Source organism: Sporosarcina sp. FSL K6-3457 (assembly GCF_038007285.1).
Taxonomy (GTDB): Bacteria; Bacillota; Bacilli; order Bacillales_A; family Planococcaceae; genus Sporosarcina.
Map to the genome: position 1 here is coordinate 4,487,501 of NZ_JBBOWX010000001.1, position 22,174 is coordinate 4,509,674.

Sequence of the window (22,174 nt, forward strand, 5' to 3'; positions counted from 1 at the left end):
ATGGTGATTCCTTTGAACGATGAATCCGTTCAGATGTCATCGCATGAAAAACATCTGCTACCGCAAGGACTTGCGAAAATATAGAAACTTGACCCATTTTGTCACCACGTGGATAACCGCTTCCATCAAGACGCTCATGGTGCTGTAAAATGGCTAGCTTCATTTCCTGACGCAAAAGTGGTGTGTCTTGAATCATCTGGTAACTATATACCGTGTGTTTTTTCACTTCGTTAAATTCATTTTTCGTGAGAAATGCTGCCTTCTCTGTAATTGCTGTATCAATTTTGGCCATTCCACAATCGGCAAGAACACCAGCAAGTCCAAGTTGTAACACCTGTCCTTTTGGAAAACCCATCTGTCCACAAATAGCGGATGCCAATATACCAACAGCAATCGAGTGATGGTACATATACTCTTTTGGGTCTGACATATCATTTAAAATGGTCAGCATTCTTTTTTGTTCGATAAATATCTCCAGTAGAGGGATTACTATCGAACGAACTTTTGCAATATCTGGACGTATACCTGCACGCCATCCCATAAATTCTTTTTTATAGTTTTGAACCGCTTCACTATAGTTTGTTTGCAGGTCAGCTTGCTTCATAGGTATTTTGGAAAGTATATCGTCTGGATCTACAGGGTTTTCTTGATCAAGGTTATGTGCTTCTTCTCTTTTAACAACAGGACGTTCATGAATTTTAACTGTTTTCACACCAAATACATGCAAAACTTCTAAATGCTCAGGTGAAACCACAGTGTTTTTTCTAAGGATTGGGTAGATTGTATTTACGAATATATCCTCACTTATTACAAGACCTGGACGCAAATCACTTGTCTTTATATATGTTTCGGTCATCAAGGTTCCCCACTTTCACCTTATAGTTCCTCTTATCATACTCTAAATATTTCAAATAGACGATAAAAAGAAAAAAAGGTATTGAAATGACTAAATTAGTCATTTCAATAACCTTTTCATGTTCAAGACTCGCTATCTTCGTCGTTATCAATAATTGGTGACACGGTTAAGTCTTCTTTACTTTCCGAAGGGACCTCAGCTTGGTTGTTGTCGAAGTCTTCTTCGTCTTCTTCATCTTCTTTTTCAACTTTAGCAACAGTCGCGACAAGTTCGTCTTCTCCTAATCGGATTAGACGCACTCCTTGTGTACTCCGCCCAATAACAGAAATATCTTCAATATCCATACGGATCAAAATACCGTGGATTGTAATTAACATAAGATCTTCTGTGCCATCTACGGTCTTCATTGCAACAAGTTTACCGTTACGATCAGTGACATTCAATGTTTTTAATCCGTAACCGCCACGTGTTTGGATACGGTACTCATCTTCTGGCGTTCGTTTTCCGAAGCCTTTTTCCGTCACAACTAGGATTTCATCGCCTTCATGCACGATATCCATGCCGATTGTAATGTCGCCCTCACGCAAGCGAATACCACGGACACCGCCAGCTACCCGACCCATAGAACGGATGTCTACCTCATTGAATTTAATCAACATACCATCCTTTGTCCCAATAGCGATATTGTCTTCGCCGCCAGTCATTTTCACTCCGATTAGTTCATCGTCGCCACGTAATGTTAGTGCAATCAATCCATTTGATCGGATGTTTGCAAACTCCGTAACAGGCGTACGTTTGACGATACCATCACGAGTTGCAAAAAATAAGTACTCATCTTCCTTAAATTCTGCTACCGGAATCATAGCCGTTACTTTCTCATCTTTGTCTACCCCTAATAAGTTGATGATTGGTAAACCTTTAGCAGTTCGGCTAAATTCAGGTACTTGATAGCCTTTTGTTCGGAATACTCGTCCTCTACTTGTGAAGAATAAGATTGTATCATGCGTCGATGTATTCAACAGGTGCTCAACGAAGTCATCGTCATTCGTGCCCATCCCTTGTATACCACGACCACCACGGCGCTGGCTCCGGTAAGTATTGGCCGGCAAACGTTTAATATAACCATTATGTGTGAGTGTCAATACTGAGTTCTCGACTGGAATAAGATCCTCGTCCTCAATCATTTCAGCTCCGCCCAGTGTAATTTCCGTTCTACGCTTATCTTCAAAACGGGTTTTCACTTCGAGCAGTTCCTCACGAATAATCCCAAGCAATTTCAATTCATCCGAAAGAATAGCACGAAGCTCTGTCATTAACAGTTGCAGTGCTTCATATTCACTTTCAATTTTGTCCCGCTCAAGTCCTGTTAAACGTTGAAGGCGCATATCAAGGATAGCTTGCGCTTGACGTTCGGATAAATCAAACTGCTCCATCAGCCCTGATTTCGCTTCATCTGCTGTTTTAGATCCGCGAATTAATGCGATGATTCTATCAATATTATCGAGTGCTATGCGTAATCCTTCTAATATATGTGCACGATCTTCCGCTTTTTTCAGATCGTACTGCGTCCGTCTGCGGATGACAACTTTTTGGTGCTCCAAGTAATGATATAAAATTTCTTTTAACGCTAGTACTTTTGGTTGACCATCGACAAGTGCCAACATGTTAATACCAAAACTAGATTGCAATGCCGTCTGCTTGTACAAGTTATTCAATAATACATTGGCATTTGCATCACGACGCACTTCAATGACGATACGCATACCTGTACGGTCTGATTCATCCGCTAAATACGTAATACCATCGATTTTCTTATCGCGTACTAATTCTGCAATTTTTTCAATCAGTCGTGCCTTATTTACTTGGAACGGTATCTCACTGACAATAATCGTTTCTCTGCCATTCGATTTCTGTTCAATTTCAACTTTACCACGAATAATGACAGAGCCTTTTCCTGTTTCATAAGCTCTTCTAATTCCACTACGACCAAGAATAATCCCCCCTGTTGGGAAATCAGGACCCGGTATAATTTCCATCAATTCTTCTGTTGTAATGGCAGGGTTATCCGCCAATGCAATAACAGCGTCAATCGTTTCTCCAAGATGATGCGGTGGAATATTTGTTGCCATTCCGACTGCAATTCCTGTTGTCCCGTTGACAAGCAAATTTGGATAGCGGCTTGGTAATACAACCGGTTCTCTTTCTTGTTCATCATAGTTATTTTGATAATCAACCGTATCTTTATTAATATCACGAAGAAGTTCCATTGCAATGCGTGACATACGAGATTCCGTGTATCGCATTGCTGCCGCCCCGTCACCATCAACTGAACCGAAGTTCCCGTGACCATCAACGAGCATATACCGATAGTTAAAATCTTGAGCCATCCGTACCATTGTCTCGTAAACAGCACTATCACCATGTGGGTGATACTTACCTATGACGTCCCCAACAATACGTGCGGACTTCTTATGCGGCTTATCGGCGGTATTCCCTAAATCTTGCATTGCATACAAAATACGGCGGTGGACTGGTTTCAACCCATCCCTTACATCAGGAAGGGCCCGTGAAACAATGACACTCATTGCATAGTCAAGGAATGAAGTCTTCATTTCCTTACTAAGGTTGATGCCTTGGACACCACGTTTCGGCATATCTGCCATGTTGTTAGACTCCTTTCAGCTCAACGTTCCTCAAGTATCTATATTTGTCACGTACATCGCATTATCTTCGATGAATTTACGACGTGGTTCAACGTCGTCTCCCATCAGGTGCTGGAACGTTAAATCTGCGTCAAAGGCATCTTCAAGTTCAACTTGCAGTAATGTACGTTGCTCTGGATCCATTGTTGTATCCCATAATTGCGTTGCGTCCATTTCCCCAAGCCCTTTATAACGAGTAATGACAGGTTTAGGTGTAGGCGACATCCTATTAATAATTTCTTCAAGCTCTTCTTCTTTATAACAATATTCTTCTACTTTCCCTTGTTTCACACGATAAAGCGGTGGCTGGGCAATGTAAACATACCCTGCCTCAATAAGCGGTCGCATAAAGCGGAAGAAAAAGGTTAATAGAAGCGTACGAATATGTGCACCATCGACATCCGCATCAGTCATAATCACCAGTTTGTGATAGCGTGCCTTCGAAAGGTCGAATTCTTCTCCAATACCTGTTCCGAGTGCTGTAATCATTGCACGAATTTCTAAGTTACCTAAAATACGATCGAGTCGTGCTTTCTCAACATTCAAGATTTTTCCTCGAAGCGGAAGAATGGCTTGGAAGTGACGGTCTCGTCCCATTTTAGCTGAACCACCCGCCGAGTCACCTTCAACGATATACAGTTCGCTTATTGCAGGGTCACGTGATGAACAATCCGCTAACTTACCTGGCAAACTAGACACTTCAAGTGCAGATTTACGGCGCGTAAACTCACGTGCGTTTTTCGCTGCAATGCGTGCACGTGCTGCCATGAGGCTTTTTTCAATAATTTGCTTTGAAGTCGTTGGATTTTCAAGTAAGAAACGTTGGAATCCTTCCGAAAATAGCGAGTTTGTAATTGTACTCACTTCAGAGTTTCCAAGTTTCGTCTTCGTTTGTCCTTCGAACTGTGGGTTTGGGTGCTTGATGGAAACAATAGCCGTCAATCCTTCACGCACGTCATCACCTGATAAGTTTGGATCTGCTTCTTTCAGTGCTCCATTTTTCCGAGCATAATCATTGATGACACGTGTAAGTGCTGTTTTAAAGCCAGATTCATGCGTTCCGCCCTCGTAAGTATTAATATTATTTGCAAATGAAAACAGATTTTCTGCGTAACCAGCGTTATATTGCATCGCAATTTCGATTGAAATGCCATCTTTTTCACCTTCAATGAAGATTGGCTCTTCATGAATAGGCTCTTTATTTTTATTCAAATGTTCAACGTAAGACTTGATACCGCCCTCGTAGTAATAATGATCACTCCGATTTTCATCTTCACGTTCATCCGTTATTGTAATACGCAAACCACGGTTTAGATAAGCAAGCTCACGCAAACGGTGTGCCAAAATATCATACTCATATACAGTTGTTTCAGTAAAAATTTCTGGATCAGCCTTAAAGCGGATTCTTGTGCCTGTTTCATCCGTCTCACCAATGACATTCAATTCTTCTACTACATCGCCACGTTCAAACTTGATGTAATGGACTTTACCATCAAGTCTGACAAAGACCTCCGTAGTTTCAGATAGAGCATTGACGACAGATGCACCTACTCCGTGTAATCCACCTGATACCTTATAACCTCCACCACCGAATTTACCTCCAGCATGAAGTACAGTCATAATGACTTCAACAGCTGGACGTCCAGTAGATTCTTGGATCCCAACCGGAATTCCACGACCGTTATCATCTACGCGAATCCAATTATCTTTTTCAATTGTCACTTCGATATGATCACAGTGTCCTGCAAGTGCTTCGTCAATACTATTATCAACGATTTCCCATACAAGATGGTGAAGTCCTCTTGAACTAGTCGTCCCGATATACATACCAGGACGTTTGCGGACAGCCTCAAGTCCTTCTAAAACTTGGATCTGATTCGCATCATAAGCTGTCTGCAACTCTTTTTCTTCCATTGCCAAACTGTTCACCATTCCTTTCTGAACGTCTAACATCTATCATTTTTCAGACCTTGTATTAATCAAGTGAGGATAAGCATTATCCCTCTTTTTTAGCCACTGTACCTGCGGTGACTTCAAAAATGTCTGCTTGACGAATTGTTTCATGGTCAATTCCCGCTACATTCGTCGTTGTAACAATCGTTTGTACTTGTCCTTGAATGGTATTCAAAAGATGAGATTGCCTGTAATCATCAAGTTCAGACAACACATCATCGAGAAGGAGGATAGGTGTTTCCCCGACTTCTTGCTTAACGAGCTCGATTTCAGCAAGTTTAAGGGACAGCGCCGTCGTCCGCTGCTGTCCCTGTGAACCGTAAGTCTGAATATCATATCCGTTCACAAAAAAGTGAAGATCATCCCGGTGTGGTCCGACCAAAGTCATCCCACGCTCCAGCTCTCGACGCCTTACTTCAAGTAATTTTTGACCGAATATAGATTCCATTTGTTCGACAGTCTGTCCTGAATCAAACTCTTTTAGCGTCGCATAGGCAATTTCAAGTGATTCAATTCCACGAGAAATACCATGATGGATTGGTTCCGCCCATTTTTGTAAAAGTTCCATGAAATAAAATCGTTTACGAATAATTTGTACAGCTACTTGAATATACTGCTCTGTATACACATCAAACATGACATTATTAAGATCCAATTTCCCCCGATTATCTTTCAAAATGGCATTTCGCTGTTTCAGGATTTTTTGGAATGTTAACAAGTCATGCAAATAGACTGGGGAAATTTGACCAATTTCCATATCAAGAAATCGTCTCCGTACCTGAGGACTCCCTTTTACAAGATTCAAATCCTCTGGTGCAAACATGACGACATTTAATTGACCAACGTATAGGCTAAGGCGATTTTGTTCGAGATGATTGACACGTGCCTTTTTACCTTTTTTCGATAGGATCAATTCCAATGGCAGCCGACCATATTTACGTTGAATGTCCCCTTCTATTTTACCATATTCTTGGTCCCAGCGTATTAATTCACGGTCATTAGATGTTCGATGTGATTTTGCCATAGAAAGAACATAAATGGCCTCCATCACATTCGTCTTTCCTTGCGCATTTTCGCCAATTAGCACATTAATATGTGGGGAAAATGATAATTCAAGCGCTGCATAGTTCCGATAATCGGTTAATGCTAGCCGTTCAATGTACATCCGGTTGCTCAGTTAAGATATCATGTATTTTATATTCACCGACACCAGGAACATTAATAACATCTCCGTGACGGAGTTTTTTTCCTCGTCGCTGTTCTGCTTCTCCATTGACATAGATAGTATGTTCTTCTAGAAACCATTTAGCCATGCCTCCAGAACTGATTGCATTTGTCATTTTCAATAGTTGACCGAGTGTTATGTACTCAGTATCAATCGTAAGGTTTTCCATGAGACCCCAACTCCTCGCAAATTAGTCTATCCCTCTATTTTAGCCCACTTTCGGTTGGATAGCAATTACGCGGGAGGCTTTATCTTTAGTAAGTACGGGTTTAAACGCATGCCCAATAAAAATAAAAAGGATAGTCAAATAAGTGACTATCCTTCAAGTTTTAATATGTCCGAACTGGGAGAATTAGCTGCAAAATAGAGTCATCATCTACTGATTTTAAAATGAAAGGTCGCATAGCTCCTGTAAACTGGATAGCAACATCCTGGCCATCAATTGCTTTTAATGCGTCCATCATATATTTGGCACTAAAGGATATCTTTAGTTCTTCTCCTGTCACTCCAATTGCTTCGACTAACTCTTCAACTTTTCCGACTTCAGGTGAATTTGAAGAGATTTCAATGACTTTTCCTTCATCTGCTGAAAATCGGACAATATTATTTCGTTCTTCACGAGCTAAAAGGGAAGCCCTATCAATCGCTTGAAGAAGAAGACGTCCATTTACTATAACCGATGTTTTATATTCAGCAGGTATTAAGCGAGAAGTATCTGGGTAATTGCCTTCTAGTAAACGCGAATAAAATAATACATTTCTTGTTTTGAATAAAACTTGCTGGTCTGCAATAACGATATCCACAAGTTCACTGTTATCAGGCAAAATTTTATTTAATTCTTGAAGACTTTTTCCTGGGATAACGACACTGAAAGGAACTTCTGGCATTTCTTCAGGTACTGTTAGTCTTCTCGCTAATCTATGGCTATCTGTGGCTACGCAAGAAAGTCCCCCATCTTTTGCTTCCCAATGTACACCAGTCAATATTGGCCTAGTTTCTTGTTGTGACACAGCAAACACTGTTTCACGAATAATGGATTTCATCAGGTCTGATGGTAATGAAAATAGATACTCATCTTTTACTTCAGGTAAAACAGGGTAATCTTCTGCATCTGATCCAATGAGATGGAATTCTGTTTTACCAGATTGAATATGTGTTTGAAGTCCATTGATAACTTCAATTGTGACATCATTTGTTGGAAGTTTTCGTACAATTTCACTAAAAACTCTTGCTTGTAGTACGATGCTGCCTTTTTCAAAAACGCGAATGATTTGTTCCCCATCTTCTTCAGCAGCGATAAATGTACAAATCGTAATATCAGAATCACTACCTGTCATTGTAATTCCTTTGTCGTCTACATCAATTTTTATACCAGTCAAAATAGGAATCGCAACTTTTTGACTGATTGCTTTCATTACGTCACTTAGTCCATCGATTAATCGATCTCTCATGATTTCAAATTTCATTCTATACCCTCGCTTATATAATATTAATGTTTAATAAAATAGTAGTAATAGTAGTAGGGCCTGTGGAAATGTGGATAAGTCACTTATTCCTTGGCCTATTAAGGTTTTCCACATGTGCATAAACTGTTCACGAGTATGCACACCTTATTCTATGTTATACACAGGTCATCCTCTACCGAGTACATTGCGTACATCTTGAACATCTTGTTGGAGAGCTTGATCGTCTTTCAACATTTTTGAAATTTTTTCATGGGCATGGATCACAGTTGAATGATCTCGACCTCCAAATTCAGATCCGATTTTAGGCAAAGAGGAGTCTGTCAATTCTCTGGATAGATACATGGCAACTTGTCGTGGGAATGCAATGGATCTTGTTCTTTTCTTGGCTGTGAAATCTTCTAGCCGAATGTTGAAGTGCTCTCCCACTGCTTTTTGGATGTCAAGAATGGTTACGGTACGAGGCCTAGAATTCGGAATGATATCTTTCAACGCTTCTGCAGCAAGCTCTGTATTAATATCTGTATTGACTAATGATGAATAGGCAACAACACGTATAAGGGCACCTTCAAGTTCACGTATGTTCGAGTCAATCTGGTTTGCAATGTATAGCATGACTTCATTGGGGATATCAATAAGTCCATCTGCCTTTGCTTTTTTACGCAAGATGGCAATCCGAGTTTCTAAATCGGGAGGGGCTATATCTGTAATTAGACCCCATTCGAAGCGGGATCTTAGTCGATCTTCAAGTGTTGGAATTTCTTTTGGTGGTCGATCACTTGAAATGACAATTTGTTTTGATTCCTCATGAAGTGTATTGAATGTATGGAAAAATTCTTCTTGTGTTTGTTCTTTTCCAGCAAGGAATTGAATATCATCTATTAAAAGTACGTCTACATTCCGGTAACGATTGCGGAATTCGACGGCTTTGTTATCGCGGATTGAGTTGATGAATTCGTTCGTGAACTTTTCAGAAGAAAGATAAACCACTTTGGCTGTTGGGTTCTGTTCGAGTACATAATGTCCAATTGCATGCATCAAGTGGGTCTTGCCAAGTCCGACGCCTCCATAGATGAATAGTGGATTATAAGCTTTTGCAGGTGCTTCAGCTACTGCAAGTGATGCGGCATGGGCAAAGCGGTTTCCTGAACCAATAACGAATGTATCGAATGTGTATTTAGGGTTGAGCATACCAGGTGCTGTTACTGCCGGAGCATTTTCAATCGGTTTCACAGTTGGTTTAGGCACCATGAAATCATTTTCTACCATATCTTCTGGAACGACAAAATGAATGATTCGATCTTCACCAGTCAGTTCGGATAAAATGCCAGTAATTAGATGTACATAGTGAGTTTCAAGCCATTCTTTTGCAAATGAATTTGGTACGGCAATAGTGACATTTTCTTCACCGTACGACATGAGTTTTGTCGACTTGAGCCAGGTTTCAAAGCTGGGCCTTGAAATTTTCTGCTCAATTTTCGACAATACTTCGCTCCATAATTCTTCTAAGTGTTCCAATCTCTTGCCTCCTTTACAGTAAAAAATCAATCACGCTCCAGCGTGATTGCGTCCAGATTTTTTCGAGCAAGCTCGTGTCTAGTCTCCGCTTTTCTTGAAAAAGCTCCTATTTGAATTCAGCCAGTGTTTGAACACTTATTGAATAAAAGGCTTCTTGCATTTATCACGTAAATTATAGAAATGGGGTCTTTTGCTGAATTCAAATAAAACCCTGAAGATATGTATTATACACAGTTTCCACTCTTGTGGATAACAATTATACAAAAATGTTGAAAAAATTATCCACAACCTATCAACAATTGTGGATAACAAAATCGCTATTAAATTATGTGCACAACAAAATCCATCTCATTGTAACAGGAAATAAGATGGATTACAAGGTTTCTTCCGGCTTATCCACAAGACTCGCAGATGTGGATGAAACCTTTATCCACAGGCATTAGTATGTGAAAAACATGTCGATAAGCTATGTGGATAAAAAAAGTTGCGGAAATAGTATACACATCGTTATTGAAAAAAAAATGACGGAAGTGTGGATAACTGATTAACATCAATATAAGAATAAGCCCATCCATTGATTTGTTGTTGAATAAAAAAGGGTTGACTTTTACTGTGAAATACATATATACTATTCAAGACTGTCATGTAGTAAGCAGACAATCACGCAGGAGGTGTCTTAAACAATGAAACGTACATTCCAACCAAATAAACGTAAACGTAGTAAAGTTCACGGCTTCCGTGAGAGAATGAGCACGAAAAGCGGACGTAGAATCCTTGCAGCTCGTCGACGCAAAGGAAGAAAAGTACTTTCAGCATAAGGCCACTGCCTCAGTGGTCTTTTTTTCTATTGAAAATCAATTATACCTAGGCATAATTGTGTCCAGCTGTTAAGAGAAATGGAATGTAATTTCACCCCGATGAAAGTGGGGACTTTAGCTGAAGCAAGTTAAATTTAAGTGACGAAGCAGGTGTGTTTTATGAACAAACGTCAGCGAATAAAGAAAAATGAAGAGTTTCAGCAAGTATTTAAAAAAGGGAAATCGTTTGCCAATCGCCAATTTGTTGTGTATTCCTATAGGAAGGAAGAGCAACAAGAATTCCGAATTGGTCTTTCTGTCAGTAAGAAAGTAGGGAACGCAGTCACACGCAATCGTATTAAAAGATATTTAAGACAGTCTTTCTTGGAAATGAAGGACGAAATACGAAACGATATGGATTATGTCATCATCGCCAGACATCAGGCGGCCACACTTGATTTTCATGAAACGAAAAAAAGTTTACAACATGTTTTACGTATTGCACGTGTACTAAAGAAGAAGTAGAAGGATAGAACTTAAAATGATAAACTTAAAATAATCAACTCTATATAAGAAAAAGAAATGATTTGGGGGAACCAATTTGAAAAAGAAGGTAGCGTTACTGTTGATGCTGACAGTATTAGCGGTATTCCTGGCTGGATGTTCTGAGTTCAATCAACCAATCTCTGTAGACAGCGAAGGGTTTTGGAACAAGTATATTGTTTGGCCGCTTGTATCGTTAATCATACTATTCAAAGATTTACTTGGAACATATGGATGGGGAATTGTTGCAGTTACAATTATCATTCGACTTGTTTTACTTCCATTAATGATTAAACAGACGCAAAGTTCTAAGCGAATGCAAGAAGTTCAGCCAGAACTCAATGCATTGAAAGAAAAGTACAAATCAAAAGATGCCGTTACGCAACAGAAGTATCGCGAAGAAATGCAAAAAGTAATGTCAGAACGAAAAATCAATCCAGCGGCAGGTTGTTTACCAGTAATTATCCAAATGCCGATTCTTTTTGGATTCTATCATGCAATCAGTCGCATGAATGTGACTTATGATATCGGTAAATTCCTGTGGTTTGAGCTTGCAGCACCTAGTATTACGCTTGCAGTAATTGCTGGAGTGATGCAGTTCATCGTATTACGGACAGGCCCGGCAATGGGGAACCCTCAAATGAAGGTGATGATGTATATCATGCCGTTTATGATTATGATCTTCGGTTCATTCTTGCCAGCTGCACTTGCACTTTATTGGGTAATTGGGAATATCATTTCAGTAATCCAAAATATCTTCATTTACAAACCATTTAAGAAAGAAGAAGTGGAACCTGTAAAAGTAGGAGGGAAACGAAAATGACAAGGATGACGCGAAGGGGAGCCACAGTTGAATTGGCGATCTCGTCAGCATTAGCAGCACTCGGTGTTACACGTAACGAAGTTGAAGTTAAAGTGATCAATCAAGGGAAAAAAGGATTTCTTGGCTTTGGTGCAAAAGAAGCTGAAGTGACCGTATCGATTATACATGTAGATGAACCTTCCGTCTCTGAACCAATCGTTATACCTGAAGCGACAATCATTGATTTGCAAGAAGAAATTGTTGATGAATCGATGACGGTAGCTGTGCAACAACAAGAGCTAGTACTTGTAGAAGAATTATCTGATGAAGTAGCCATTAAAGAAACAGAACACTATTTACAGCAGATTGCGATGGAAATGGGCATTGAAGATGTTCAGGTCAGTCATGAAATTGATGGTAAATACGTCAATTTTCAATTGGAAAGCGCTAAAGCTGCACTATTAATTGGTAAACGTGGACAAACCTTGAATGCGCTTCAACAGCTAGCCCAACTTGTTACAAATAAGTCAGCTACTCAATTCAAAGTTGTTCGTGTAGATGTAGGCGATTATCGTGAGCGTCGGGAACAATCACTGGAGCAACTCGCGGATCGAATGGCTGACAAAGCAGTGCGAACAGGGCGAAAAGTACAACTTGAACCGATGCCTTCCTATGAAAGAAAAGTTATCCATAATACATTATCAAATCGCTTGGATATCGAAACATATTCGGAAGGAAAAGATCCATTTAGGTATCTTGTCATCGAATCTATTCGATAATAAAGTAAAAACTCGCAAAGACGTGTCTGTCTTTGCGAGTTTTTTTGCTTATTGCTAAAATAAAGTTAAAACTTATCCACATATTTTGGTTTCTCGTGCTAGAAGGATTAGTTGTTTTGTGATACTATATTATGTTAGATAGTCATGTCCGGAAATGGTTTATCCACATGTGAATAACTAAGCTAGGAAGGTGAAGAATGTGCATTTTGATACAATAGCCGCCGTTTCAACTCCAATGGGGGAAGGTGCGATCGCCATCGTCAGACTCAGCGGAGACGAAGCTATTCAAATAGCAGATCGCATTTTCCGTTCTCCGTCAGGAAAAAAGTTAATGGAAGAACAATCACATACGATTCATTACGGTCATTTGGCAAACCCTGCCACAGGCGAGGTTGTTGAAGAAGTAATGGTTTCACTTATGAAAGCACCAAAAACATTTACACGGGAAGATGTTGTTGAAGTGAATTGCCATGGAGGTCTTGTGGCTGTCCAGCGGGTGCTCCAACTTGTGTTGAAAGAAGGGGCTCGTCTTGCCGAACCAGGTGAGTTCACAAAACGTGCATTCCTTAATGGGCGAATCGACTTGTCACAAGCTGAGGCAGTCATGGATTTGATTCGTGCAAAAACGGACCGTGCTATGAATGTCGCGCTGAACCAGATGGAAGGAAAACTATCGCGGTTGATTGGTGATTTACGACAAGCGCTCCTTGAAACATTGGCGCAAGTCGAGGTGAATATCGACTATCCTGAATATGATGATGTCGAAGAAGTCACAATTCCTCTTATGATTGAAAAAGGTACTTGGGTGAAAAATGAAATTGACCAATTATTACGTACTTCATCCCAGGGGAAAATCCTTCGAGAAGGGCTATCCACCGTTATTATAGGTAGGCCGAATGTTGGTAAGTCTTCGTTACTAAATAGCCTTGTACAAGAAAATAAAGCGATTGTAACTGACATAGCAGGGACTACGCGTGATATTATTGAGGAGTACGTCAATGTTCGAGGTGTTCCGCTTCGTCTTGTCGATACTGCTGGAATCCGGGAAACAGAAGACATCGTGGAGCGAATTGGTGTTGAGAGATCGAGACAAGTATTAAAGGAAGCAGATTTAATTTTACTTGTTTTGAACAGTTCCGAAGAGCTTTCCATTGAAGATGAGCGTCTTTTTGAAGCGATAGCAGGAATGGATGTCATCGTTGTCGTTAACAAAACCGATCTTCCGCAGAAAATTGATTTGGCGAAAGTGAAGAGGCTTTCGGCTAATGGAAAAATGGTTACCACGTCCCTTTTGAAAGATGAAGGGGTCGATGAATTGGAAGAAGCAATTGCTGGACTCTTTTTCGAAGGAAATCTAGAGTCGGGCGATTTCACATATGTATCCAACGCAAGACATATCGCACTGCTGCACAACGCAAAGGCAACCATTGAAGATGCAATAGGCGCAGCTGAAGCAGGTGTCCCAGTCGATATGATACAGATTGACGTCACACGGACATGGGAAATTCTCGGTGAAATTATCGGAGATACTGTCCAGGAAAGTTTAATAAACCAGTTGTTCGCACAATTTTGCCTCGGAAAATAACAAATAGAAAGAAGGAAATAGAACATGCCACAATTTGAAGCAGGCACGTTCGATGTTATTGTCATTGGGGCCGGTCATGCCGGTGTTGAGGCGGCATTATCCGCTGCCAAGATGGGTGCATCGACGCTTGTACTAACAATGAATCTCGATATGATTGCTTTTATGCCATGTAATCCGTCACTTGGTGGTCCTGCAAAAGGGATTGTTTTACGTGAAATTGATGCACTTGGCGGGGCAATGGGGAAAGTAATCGATAAAACACATATCCAAATGCGGATGTTGAATACAGGAAAAGGACCTGCTGTACGCGCGCTTCGGGCGCAAGCCGATAAAGTCCTTTACCAACAAGAAATGAAACGTCTTCTCGAGGAACAGGATAACTTAACGCTCCATCAGGGAGTCGTTGAAGAACTGATTGTCGAAGATAACGAAGTAAAAGGTTTAATCACCCAAGTGGGGGCAGTGTACCGTGCGAAAACGGTCATTGTTACAACAGGTACATTCCTGCGAGGCGAGGTCATTATTGGAGACTTGAAATATTCAAGTGGTCCAAATAACCAAATGCCTTCCATAGGATTAGCGGATAATATCCGAGACCTTGGATTTGAGATGGTCAGATTCAAAACAGGCACACCACCGCGTGTCAATAGTCGTACAATTGACTATAGCAAAACTGAAATCCAGCCAGGTGATGATGTACCACGGGCATTCAGCTTTGAAACAACTGAATTCATCATGGATCAGTTACCTTGCTGGCTCACATATACATCACCAAGAACACATGAAATTATCAATGAGAATCTTCATCTATCACCGATGTATTCTGGGGTTATTAAAGGAAAAGGTCCACGTTATTGCCCATCTATTGAAGATAAAATTGTGCGTTTTGCCGATAAATCACGTCATCAGATTTTCCTAGAACCAGAAGGTCGAAATACCAAGGAAGTGTATGTCCAAGGATTATCGACAAGCTTACCTGAACATGTTCAAAGACAGCTGATTGAAAGTGTTCCAGGACTAGAGAAAGCAGAAATGATGCGTGCGGGCTATGCGATTGAGTATGATGCGATTGTTCCAACACAATTATGGCCGACACTTGAAACGAAGAAAATCCGTAATTTATATACAGCAGGTCAGTTAAACGGTACATCGGGTTACGAAGAGGCAGCTGCCCAAGGAATCATGGCTGGTATTAACGCAGCATCACGTGCTCTAGGGAAAGCTGAGCGCGTTCTAGGACGTGCAGATGCTTATATAGGTGTTCTGATTGACGATCTTGTTACAAAAGGGACAAGCGAGCCATACAGACTTCTTACGTCACGTGCAGAATATCGATTATTATTACGTCATGATAATGCAGATTTACGTTTAACGGAAATTGGTTATGATCTAGGAATGATTAGTGAAGAACGATATGCAGCTTATCTGTTAAAGAAACAGCATATTGAAGAAGAAATAGATAGACTGCGCAAAGTGTCGATCAAGCCTGATGAACATGTTCAAGAAATTATTCGTGAAACAGGCGGTACGGAATTAAGAGAACCGATGAAAGCGGCGGATCTTCTGAAACGCCCAGAAATGAATTATAGTCAAATCGAACGAATGCTTCCTCCAGCAGAAAAAAAATCTATGGAAGTGGAAGAACAAGTCGAGATATTTATTAAATACGAGGGTTATATTGAAAAATCTATGCAACAAGTGGAGAAAATGAAAAAGATGGAAAATAAGAAAATCCCCGAGAATATTGATTACCATGCAATATCAGGGATTGCGACGGAAGCTAAAACTCAGTTGAGTGAAGTCAGACCTTTGTCGATCGCGCAAGCATCTCGTATATCTGGTGTTAACCCGGCAGATATTTCAATTCTTCTCGTTTATATCGAACAAGGAAAAATAGCCAAAATATCAGGCTAAGTAATTTATCTGGTGCGGATCTGATTTTCGCATCAGTTTTTTAGGCCTAGGGAAAGGTACCTTACGCTTTTCTTATTGTCTAGCTTCAGCACCTAGGGGCTCGGGTCATAAGTCAGCCCAGCTATGTGGCAAAGAGCGCCACGTCGCTGGTCCTCATTATGCCTGTCGCCCCTGACCAGGTGCTTACGCTTTTCTTTACAGGGGGGAATATTGATGAATGAAGAGCAATTTGTACAAGCATTGAAGGAACAAGGCATCGAATTGAATGAAAAACAAATAGCGCAATTTGCTAAGTATTTTGAACTTCTAGTAGAGTGGAATGAAAAAATGAACTTAACGGCGATAACGGATGCGCCATCAGTTTATTTGAAGCACTTCTATGATTCAATTTCTGCCGCTTTTTACATTGATTTAAGTGGACAAAAAACAATCTGTGATGTGGGAGCTGGCGCTGGGTTTCCAAGCATTCCTTTGAAAATTTGTTTTCCAGAACTCGATGTAACAATCGTCGATTCATTAAACAAACGAATTGGATTTTTAGGGACGTTAGCAGAGGAGCTTCAGCTTACGAATGTGCATTTTGTACATGCGAGAGCCGAGGATTTCGGACAGAACCTACTGTATCGTGAAAAGTTTGATATTGTTACGGCACGTGCCGTTGCACGTTTGTCTGTGCTGGCTGAATTGTGTGTGCCTCTCGTTAAATTAGGCGGAATTTTCATTTCCATGAAAGGTGCAGCTGCGGACGATGAACTTGCAGATGCAAAAAAATCACTATCCATTCTCGGTGCTATCATCAAGGAAGAACACTCATTCAAACTGCCAATTGAAAATAGTGAACGAAATATCTTTGTTTTTGATAAAGAAAAGAAAACGCCTAAAAAGTATCCACGTAAACCAGGTGTTCCAAATAAGACACCGATACAATAAATTATGCCTTGGCGTAATGTAGTCTGGATTTTTTTCGAGCTTGGGGCCTACAGGATGTCGCGCACTTAGACTGCCTTCTTAAGCTCCAATAAAAAACCCATGACATCCGCCGGAGGCTTTATCAGGGAGGAATTGAACTGTATTCCTCCCTGATAAACTGTTTCACGTGGAACATAATCAAAGCAGGTAAATTATCCCTGTGGTAAAGTAATTTAAATAGGGAGTAGTCTTGAAAAGGTGGTGCCGGGAATGAAAAGTCCGTTTTCACGTTTTTTTGGAAGTGGAGATAAAGAAATAGCTATGGATATGGAGATAGATCCACTAGTAAGCGAAGGTAGTCATCAAGAGAAAATTGAACAAGTAAAAATAGAGTCTATTAAACCAAATAAATATCAACCGCGTACAATTTTCTCAGAAGAGAAGATTGAAGAACTTGCTCGGACGATTCACATCCATGGTGTTATTCAACCAATTGTTATTAGAAAAATAGATGATGCCTATGAAATTATTGCGGGAGAACGAAGATACCGTGCAATGAAAAAACTTGGGTGGTCAGAAGTTCCGGCAATCATTCGTGAGCTCGATGATAAAGAAACTGCATCGATTGCACTCATTGAAAATTTACAACGTGAAGAATTGACTGCTATTGAAGAAGCATTTGCTTATGAAAAGCTGATTGAACTTCATTCATTGACACAGGAAGCGTTAGCACAAAGACTGGGAAAAGGCCAATCGACCGTCGCTAATAAGTTACGATTATTGAAACTACCAGAAGAAATTCAAACAGCGATTTTAACAAAAGAACTATCTGAGCGGCATGCACGAGCACTCATTCCGTTAAAAGATAGTGAATTACAACTACAACTTTACATGGAAGTTGTAGAGCAACAGTTAAATGTAAAACAGCTCGAGACTAGAATCCAAGAGCTGTTAAACCCTGAAGAGGCAAAAGAAAAGAGAAAAGCCCCAAGAAGGAAGTCAGTAAGTAAAGATGTGCGCATCGCAGTCAATACGATTAGACAATCTCTAGTTCTTGTAACGAAAAGTGGAATAGATGTCAAAACCGAAGAAGAAGATTCTGAGGATTTTTACACAATTACAGTAAGAATTCCAAAGAAAAAGTGACAAAAAACTCTTGCTTATTAAAAGCAGGAGTTTTTTATTATACATTTCCCCACTTGCACCGCTTTTTTTGATAAACTAGTAGTTAGAATAGAATGAAACTTAAAGAGCAGGAAAGCGGGTGCAGACTTTGGGTAGAATTATAGCGATTGCCAACCAAAAGGGAGGCGTCGGGAAAACGACAACATCCGTAAATTTAAGTGCTTGTCTTGCACATATAGGAAAGAAAGTCCTATTGATTGATACTGACCCACAAGGAAATGCAACAAGTGGGGTAGGTGTGAATAAAGGTGAAGTTCAGAAATGCATTTATGATATTTTAATTGATGATGTCGATATTAAAGATGTTATTCGTTCCACGAAAGTCGATAATCTTGATATTATACCGGCCACCATTTCGTTGGCGGGTGCAGAAATTGAACTTGTATCAACGATTTCAAGAGAGGTACGGATGAAACACGCCATACAGGAAGCAAAGGATTTGTATGACTATATTATTATTGATTGTCCACCTTCCCTTGGATTATTGACGATCAATGCTTTAACAGCATCAGATTCGATTATTATTCCTGTTCAGTGTGAATATTATGCACTTGAAGGATTGAGTCAATTATTAAGTACAGTCCGACTTGTTCAAAAACATTTAAATGAAGGCTTGATGATTGATGGTGTATTGTTGACAATGTTTGATGCGCGGACAAATTTAGGCATACAAGTCATTGATGAAGTGAAGAAGTATTTTCAAGATAAAGTGTACAAAACAATCATTCCCCGCAATGTCCGATTAAGTGAGGCACCAAGTCACGGGGAACCTATTATTATTTACGATCCAAGATCTCGAGGAGCAGAAGTATATTTAGAGCTGGCAAAGGAAGTGGTTCACAATGGCTAAAGGCCTTGGAAAAGGTTTGAATGCTTTGTTCCCAGGGGAGTCGCTGACGAGAGCAGAATCTGTTGAACATATTCATGTGAAAAGTATTAAAACAAATCCATATCAACCACGGAAAACATTTGATGAAGCTGCAATCCAAGAATTGAGTGCATCGATTAAAGAGCATGGCATACTTCAACCAATTATTTTAAGGAGAACGGGTACTACATACGAAATTGTTGTAGGAGAAAGACGTTTTCGGGCAGCTCAAATGGCTGGTCTTGAAGAAGTACCAGCCATTATTCGTGTATTAACGGATGAAGAAACGATGGAGTGGGCAATTCTTGAAAACTTACAGAGGGAAGATTTGACGCCTATCGAAGAAGCAGAAGCTTATCATAGCCTTATGGATAATCTTAGTCTTACACAAGAACAGTTGGCTTTTAGACTAGGTAAAAGTAGGCCACATATCGCCAACCATGTTCGTTTGCTTTCTTTACCTGAGAAAATCAGAAATTATATTTCTGAAAGTAAGCTATCAATGGGACATGGACGGACATTGCTTGGTCTTCGGAAAAAAGAACAAATTCCACTTGTAGCAGAACAAATATTAAAAGAGGGACTTAATGTTCGGCAGCTTGAAAGACTTGTCCAAAAATTGAATGATGATGTTCCACGTGAAACAAAAAAGGAAAAGAAGCAAGATTTGTTTTTGGCTGAGCGTGAATCAAATTTACGTGATTACTTTGGGACGAATGTAACCATTAAGAAAACTAAAAACAAGGGGAAAATAGAAATTGAATTTTTCTCTGAAGATGATCTGGAACGTATACTTGAATTATTGAATGAGTAAATACATACCTATTTTGCGAAGTGTGCAAAATAGGTATTATTTTTACTATACTTAGCATAGTGGACGGAAGTGGATGTATGGTTTTATTTGGAACAATTATAAACGCTCTTTTAATAATTATAGGGGCATTCATCGGTAGGTTTTTACATAACATACCGGAGCGGATGAAAGAAACGGTCATGTATGGAATTGGGCTAGCGGTTGCTGTAATTGGCATACAAATGACATTTGAAAGCAGCCAGATTTTGATTGTTATCATCAGTATTGTTATAGGGGCAGTCCTAGGTGAATGGATGGACCTTGACGCGAAAATAAACCAGCTAGGGCAGTGGATGGAAAGTAAAATGCCGAAAAATAAAACAGGCCCTGGTATTGCGCAGGGCTTTGTCACGGCGACGCTCATTTTTGTAGTTGGCTCGATGGCAATAATCGGTGCGATTGATAGTGGGTTAAGAAATGATCATGATGTGCTCCTTATGAAGGGGATTATTGATGGTTTTACATCTATTATTTTGAGTTCAACGCTTGGTATTGGTGTTGCTTTTGCTGCTGTTCCGGTATTTCTTTATCAAGGAATTATCACGTTGTTTTCAACACAAATAAGTCGTTTTGTACCAGATGAATTACTTAGCTTTTTCATTTCAGAAATGACGGCAACAGGTGGATTAATGATTTTGGCAATTGGACTAAACTTAATTGGCTTAACTAAAATAAGAGTTGCAAATCTAATTCCAGGTATCGCTATTGTTGGAGTAGTCGTCACAATTGTTCACACTTTTCTATGATTTGTGTCGACTATAAGCTAGTTGTAGCGCCCTAGCGACGATACGACTCATTTCGAATGGCAGATGGAGCCGGGTACTTTGCAAGACGGCATGTTCCATGAAACCAGCAATATTGACGATGCCCTTAATCGATAAGTCACCGACAGGGGGCAACTCTTTGCCAACAGCTTTGCCTGGGTGGATAGGACCGCTATGGAGAAGTAACTGGCCGATGGAACTCCCTTGTCCAAGACAGGCATCGATAGCAACGATGAAGGCGGAAGGACTATCCAACTGGGTTTGATTGATATGCTGTTGAAGATTAAGAGCGTGTAGCGGATTTTCTAAGGTTCCGATGACAGGGAAAGGAAATAAAGTCGATTCTGAAAGAAGGGAACCAGTTAGTGGTCCTAATGCGTCACCTGTGGATCGGTCCGTTCCAATACAGAAAAAAATAAGGTCATGTGTATCAAATGGGATGTGTTGCAGGAATAATGAGCTTAGTTTCCAAATCACACCTGTTTCCTTATAATGGATTCGATAATCGCATGTTGAAGAAAGAGTAGCTCGCATGAAAAAACTCCAATTCTTTTTTTATAGTCAGTCTACGCTTGCGAGTGATTAATTATACGGAGGGAAGGGATTTTTGTATTGGAGAAGTTTTTATTTAGTGAAGAGACATGGAGCTGGCTAGGTACGGCTGCACTGAGAATCGTATTCATTATGGTTCTTTCAGCTGTAATTATTAAGGTGGGGAAAGTGATTATTCGTCGTATTTTTCAAGTGAAGTTGAAAAGTCCCATACATCACTCGGAGCGGCGTGAAAAGACATTGCTGAAGCTGTTGGAAAACACACTGTCATACGTCATTTACTTCTCGGCAATCCTAGCCATATTAGCGGAATTTAAAATTGATGTGAAGGGGCTGCTTGCGGGTGCTGGGGTGCTTGGTTTAGCTGTGGGATTCGGTGCGCAGAGCCTTGTGAAAGATGTGATTACTGGTTTTTTTATCATATTCGAGGATCAGTTTTCAGTTGGTGATTATGTGAAAATTGGTGTGGCAGAGGGCGTTGTTGAAGAGATTGGATTGCGTACAACGAAAATCAAAAGTTTTACTGGGGAAGTTCATATATTGCCGAATGGTACGATTAGCCAAGTTGTCAACTATTCGATGGAAAACTCGTTAGCTATCGTTGATGTGACCATACCTTTTGATGTTGGCATGGATAAAGTCGAAAGAGTAATTGAACAATTTTTAGCGACATTGCCGAAAGAAAACGATGACTTTATAAAAGTACCAAAGCTGATTGGGGCTAATGATTTTACACAGTCCGAAGTGATTGTACGTATTGTTGCTGAAACAAAACCAATGCGGCATTATGATTGTACAAGAACGATTGGTATTGGAGTGAAGAAATACTTAGAACAGCAAGGAATTGATATCCCGTATCCAACATTGGTGACAAAATCATTTGCAAATCTTTAAATTTGAAAGGAT

20 protein-coding genes (1 of these 20 only partly in view) are annotated in these 22,174 nt (G+C 40.1%); 12 read left to right on the top strand and 8 right to left on the bottom strand.

Translation table 11 applies throughout. The annotated features are described in order from the left end of the window. The 7 genes from N1I80_RS21765 to dnaA all read right to left on the bottom strand — a co-directional run. A protein-coding gene (locus N1I80_RS21765; protein WP_340739880.1) for an HD-GYP domain-containing protein crosses the window boundary here: on the bottom strand, positions 1-856 show its 5' portion. Its footprint begins 251 nt before the window's first position; only the first 856 of its 1,107 coding nucleotides appear in the window; it begins with the start codon at positions 854-856; its stop codon lies beyond the left edge, outside the window. 122 nt (positions 857-978) lie between these two features. Then, positions 979-3,519 carry a DNA gyrase subunit A gene (gyrA, locus tag N1I80_RS21770; RefSeq protein ID WP_340739881.1) on the bottom strand — a complete coding sequence of 847 codons (2,541 nt, stop codon included), beginning with the start codon at positions 3,517-3,519 and terminating at the stop codon, positions 979-981. 30 nt (positions 3,520-3,549) lie between these two features. Next, the gene (gene gyrB / locus N1I80_RS21775) at positions 3,550-5,472 is read right to left on the bottom strand and encodes a DNA topoisomerase (ATP-hydrolyzing) subunit B (protein ID WP_340740117.1); all 1,923 of its coding nucleotides are present in this window, start codon (positions 5,470-5,472) and stop codon (positions 3,550-3,552) included. A gap of 82 nt (positions 5,473-5,554) precedes the next feature. Continuing rightward, positions 5,555-6,676 carry a DNA replication/repair protein RecF gene (gene recF / locus N1I80_RS21780; protein ID WP_340739882.1) on the bottom strand — a complete coding sequence of 374 codons (1,122 nt, stop codon included), beginning with the start codon at positions 6,674-6,676 and terminating at the stop codon, positions 5,555-5,557. Beyond that, entirely contained in the window at positions 6,666-6,905 is a 240-nt protein-coding gene (gene yaaA / locus N1I80_RS21785; protein ID WP_340739883.1) for a S4 domain-containing protein YaaA, read from the bottom strand. Before yaaA ends, recF begins: the two co-directional genes overlap by 11 nt. Before the next feature lie 160 nt (positions 6,906-7,065). Next, on the bottom strand, positions 7,066-8,202 hold the full coding sequence (gene dnaN, locus N1I80_RS21790) for a DNA polymerase III subunit beta (protein WP_340739884.1): 1,137 nt from the start codon (positions 8,200-8,202) through the stop codon (positions 7,066-7,068). A 165-nt stretch (positions 8,203-8,367) separates the two neighbouring features. Next, positions 8,368-9,717 carry a chromosomal replication initiator protein DnaA gene (gene dnaA, locus N1I80_RS21795; protein ID WP_340739885.1) on the bottom strand — a complete coding sequence of 450 codons (1,350 nt, stop codon included), beginning with the start codon at positions 9,715-9,717 and terminating at the stop codon, positions 8,368-8,370. Between the two features lie 683 nt (positions 9,718-10,400). Here dnaA and rpmH point away from each other — a divergent pair. From rpmH to N1I80_RS21850, 11 genes are all read left to right on the top strand, one after another. Then, a complete protein-coding gene (rpmH, locus tag N1I80_RS21800; protein ID WP_179392742.1) occupies positions 10,401-10,535 on the top strand; it encodes a 50S ribosomal protein L34 in 135 nt (44 codons plus the stop codon). A gap of 159 nt (positions 10,536-10,694) precedes the next feature. Then, the gene (gene rnpA / locus N1I80_RS21805; RefSeq protein WP_340739886.1) at positions 10,695-11,039 is read left to right on the top strand and encodes a ribonuclease P protein component; all 345 of its coding nucleotides are present in this window, start codon (positions 10,695-10,697) and stop codon (positions 11,037-11,039) included. Positions 11,040-11,115: 76 nt separating this feature from the next. Continuing rightward, positions 11,116-11,880 (top strand): membrane protein insertase YidC, encoded by a 765-nt coding sequence (yidC, locus tag N1I80_RS21810; RefSeq protein ID WP_340739887.1) that lies wholly within the window; start codon positions 11,116-11,118, stop codon positions 11,878-11,880. Next, the gene (gene jag, locus N1I80_RS21815) at positions 11,877-12,638 is read left to right on the top strand and encodes an RNA-binding cell elongation regulator Jag/EloR (RefSeq protein ID WP_340739888.1); all 762 of its coding nucleotides are present in this window, start codon (positions 11,877-11,879) and stop codon (positions 12,636-12,638) included. Before yidC ends, jag begins: the two co-directional genes overlap by 4 nt. A 199-nt stretch (positions 12,639-12,837) precedes the next feature. Further along, on the top strand, positions 12,838-14,223 hold the full coding sequence (gene mnmE, locus N1I80_RS21820) for a tRNA uridine-5-carboxymethylaminomethyl(34) synthesis GTPase MnmE (protein ID WP_340739889.1): 1,386 nt from the start codon (positions 12,838-12,840) through the stop codon (positions 14,221-14,223). A 24-nt stretch (positions 14,224-14,247) separates the two neighbouring features. After that, the gene (mnmG, locus tag N1I80_RS21825) at positions 14,248-16,137 is read left to right on the top strand and encodes a tRNA uridine-5-carboxymethylaminomethyl(34) synthesis enzyme MnmG (RefSeq protein ID WP_340739890.1); all 1,890 of its coding nucleotides are present in this window, start codon (positions 14,248-14,250) and stop codon (positions 16,135-16,137) included. A 213-nt stretch (positions 16,138-16,350) separates the two neighbouring features. Next, on the top strand, positions 16,351-17,067 hold the full coding sequence (gene rsmG, locus N1I80_RS21830) for a 16S rRNA (guanine(527)-N(7))-methyltransferase RsmG (protein ID WP_340739891.1): 717 nt from the start codon (positions 16,351-16,353) through the stop codon (positions 17,065-17,067). 249 nt (positions 17,068-17,316) lie between these two features. Next, complete coding sequence (gene noc, locus N1I80_RS21835; protein WP_340739892.1) at positions 17,317-18,192, top strand: nucleoid occlusion protein; 876 nt, start codon at positions 17,317-17,319, stop codon at positions 18,190-18,192. Positions 18,193-18,319: 127 nt separating this feature from the next. Beyond that, positions 18,320-19,081 carry a ParA family protein gene (locus N1I80_RS21840; protein WP_340739893.1) on the top strand — a complete coding sequence of 254 codons (762 nt, stop codon included), beginning with the start codon at positions 18,320-18,322 and terminating at the stop codon, positions 19,079-19,081. Then, positions 19,074-19,913: a ParB/RepB/Spo0J family partition protein gene (locus N1I80_RS21845; RefSeq protein ID WP_340739894.1), complete on the top strand. Its 840-nt coding sequence runs from the start codon at positions 19,074-19,076 to the stop codon at positions 19,911-19,913. Before N1I80_RS21840 ends, N1I80_RS21845 begins: the two co-directional genes overlap by 8 nt. 77 nt (positions 19,914-19,990) lie before the next feature. Next, on the top strand, positions 19,991-20,698 hold the full coding sequence (locus tag N1I80_RS21850) for a DUF554 domain-containing protein (protein WP_340739895.1): 708 nt from the start codon (positions 19,991-19,993) through the stop codon (positions 20,696-20,698). Here the strand turns inward: N1I80_RS21850 and yyaC are convergent. Then, the gene (gene yyaC / locus N1I80_RS21855; protein ID WP_340739896.1) at positions 20,693-21,250 is read right to left on the bottom strand and encodes a spore protease YyaC; all 558 of its coding nucleotides are present in this window, start codon (positions 21,248-21,250) and stop codon (positions 20,693-20,695) included. The genes N1I80_RS21850 and yyaC overlap by 6 nt on opposite strands. Before the next feature lie 78 nt (positions 21,251-21,328). Between yyaC and N1I80_RS21860 the strand changes: the two genes are divergently transcribed. Then, positions 21,329-22,162, top strand: a complete 834-nt coding sequence (locus N1I80_RS21860; protein ID WP_340739897.1) for a mechanosensitive ion channel family protein — start codon at positions 21,329-21,331, stop codon at positions 22,160-22,162. Positions 22,163-22,174: the final 12 nt, after the last annotated feature.

Bases quoted from the DNA above. Each gene is read 5' to 3' on its own strand.
- gyrA (WP_340739881.1), bottom strand. From the start codon at position 3,519: ATGGCAGATATGCCGAAACGTGGTGTCCAAGGCATCAACCTTAGTAAG.
- gyrB (WP_340740117.1), bottom strand. From the start codon at position 5,472: ATGGAAGAAAAAGAGTTGCAGACAGCTTATGATGCGAATCAGATCCAA.
- recF (WP_340739882.1), bottom strand. From the start codon at position 6,676: ATGTACATTGAACGGCTAGCATTAACCGATTATCGGAACTATGCAGCG.
- yaaA (WP_340739883.1), bottom strand. From the start codon at position 6,905: ATGGAAAACCTTACGATTGATACTGAGTACATAACACTCGGTCAACTA.
- dnaN (WP_340739884.1), bottom strand. From the start codon at position 8,202: ATGAAATTTGAAATCATGAGAGATCGATTAATCGATGGACTAAGTGAC.
- rpmH (WP_179392742.1), top strand. From the start codon at position 10,401: ATGAAACGTACATTCCAACCAAATAAACGTAAACGTAGTAAAGTTCAC.
- rnpA (WP_340739886.1), top strand. From the start codon at position 10,695: ATGAACAAACGTCAGCGAATAAAGAAAAATGAAGAGTTTCAGCAAGTA.
- jag (WP_340739888.1), top strand. From the start codon at position 11,877: ATGACAAGGATGACGCGAAGGGGAGCCACAGTTGAATTGGCGATCTCG.
- mnmG (WP_340739890.1), top strand. From the start codon at position 14,248: ATGCCACAATTTGAAGCAGGCACGTTCGATGTTATTGTCATTGGGGCC.
- rsmG (WP_340739891.1), top strand. From the start codon at position 16,351: ATGAATGAAGAGCAATTTGTACAAGCATTGAAGGAACAAGGCATCGAA.
- noc (WP_340739892.1), top strand. From the start codon at position 17,317: ATGAAAAGTCCGTTTTCACGTTTTTTTGGAAGTGGAGATAAAGAAATA.
- N1I80_RS21845 (WP_340739894.1), top strand. From the start codon at position 19,074: ATGGCTAAAGGCCTTGGAAAAGGTTTGAATGCTTTGTTCCCAGGGGAG.
- N1I80_RS21850 (WP_340739895.1), top strand. From the start codon at position 19,991: ATGGTTTTATTTGGAACAATTATAAACGCTCTTTTAATAATTATAGGG.
- yyaC (WP_340739896.1), bottom strand. From the start codon at position 21,250: ATGCGAGCTACTCTTTCTTCAACATGCGATTATCGAATCCATTATAAG.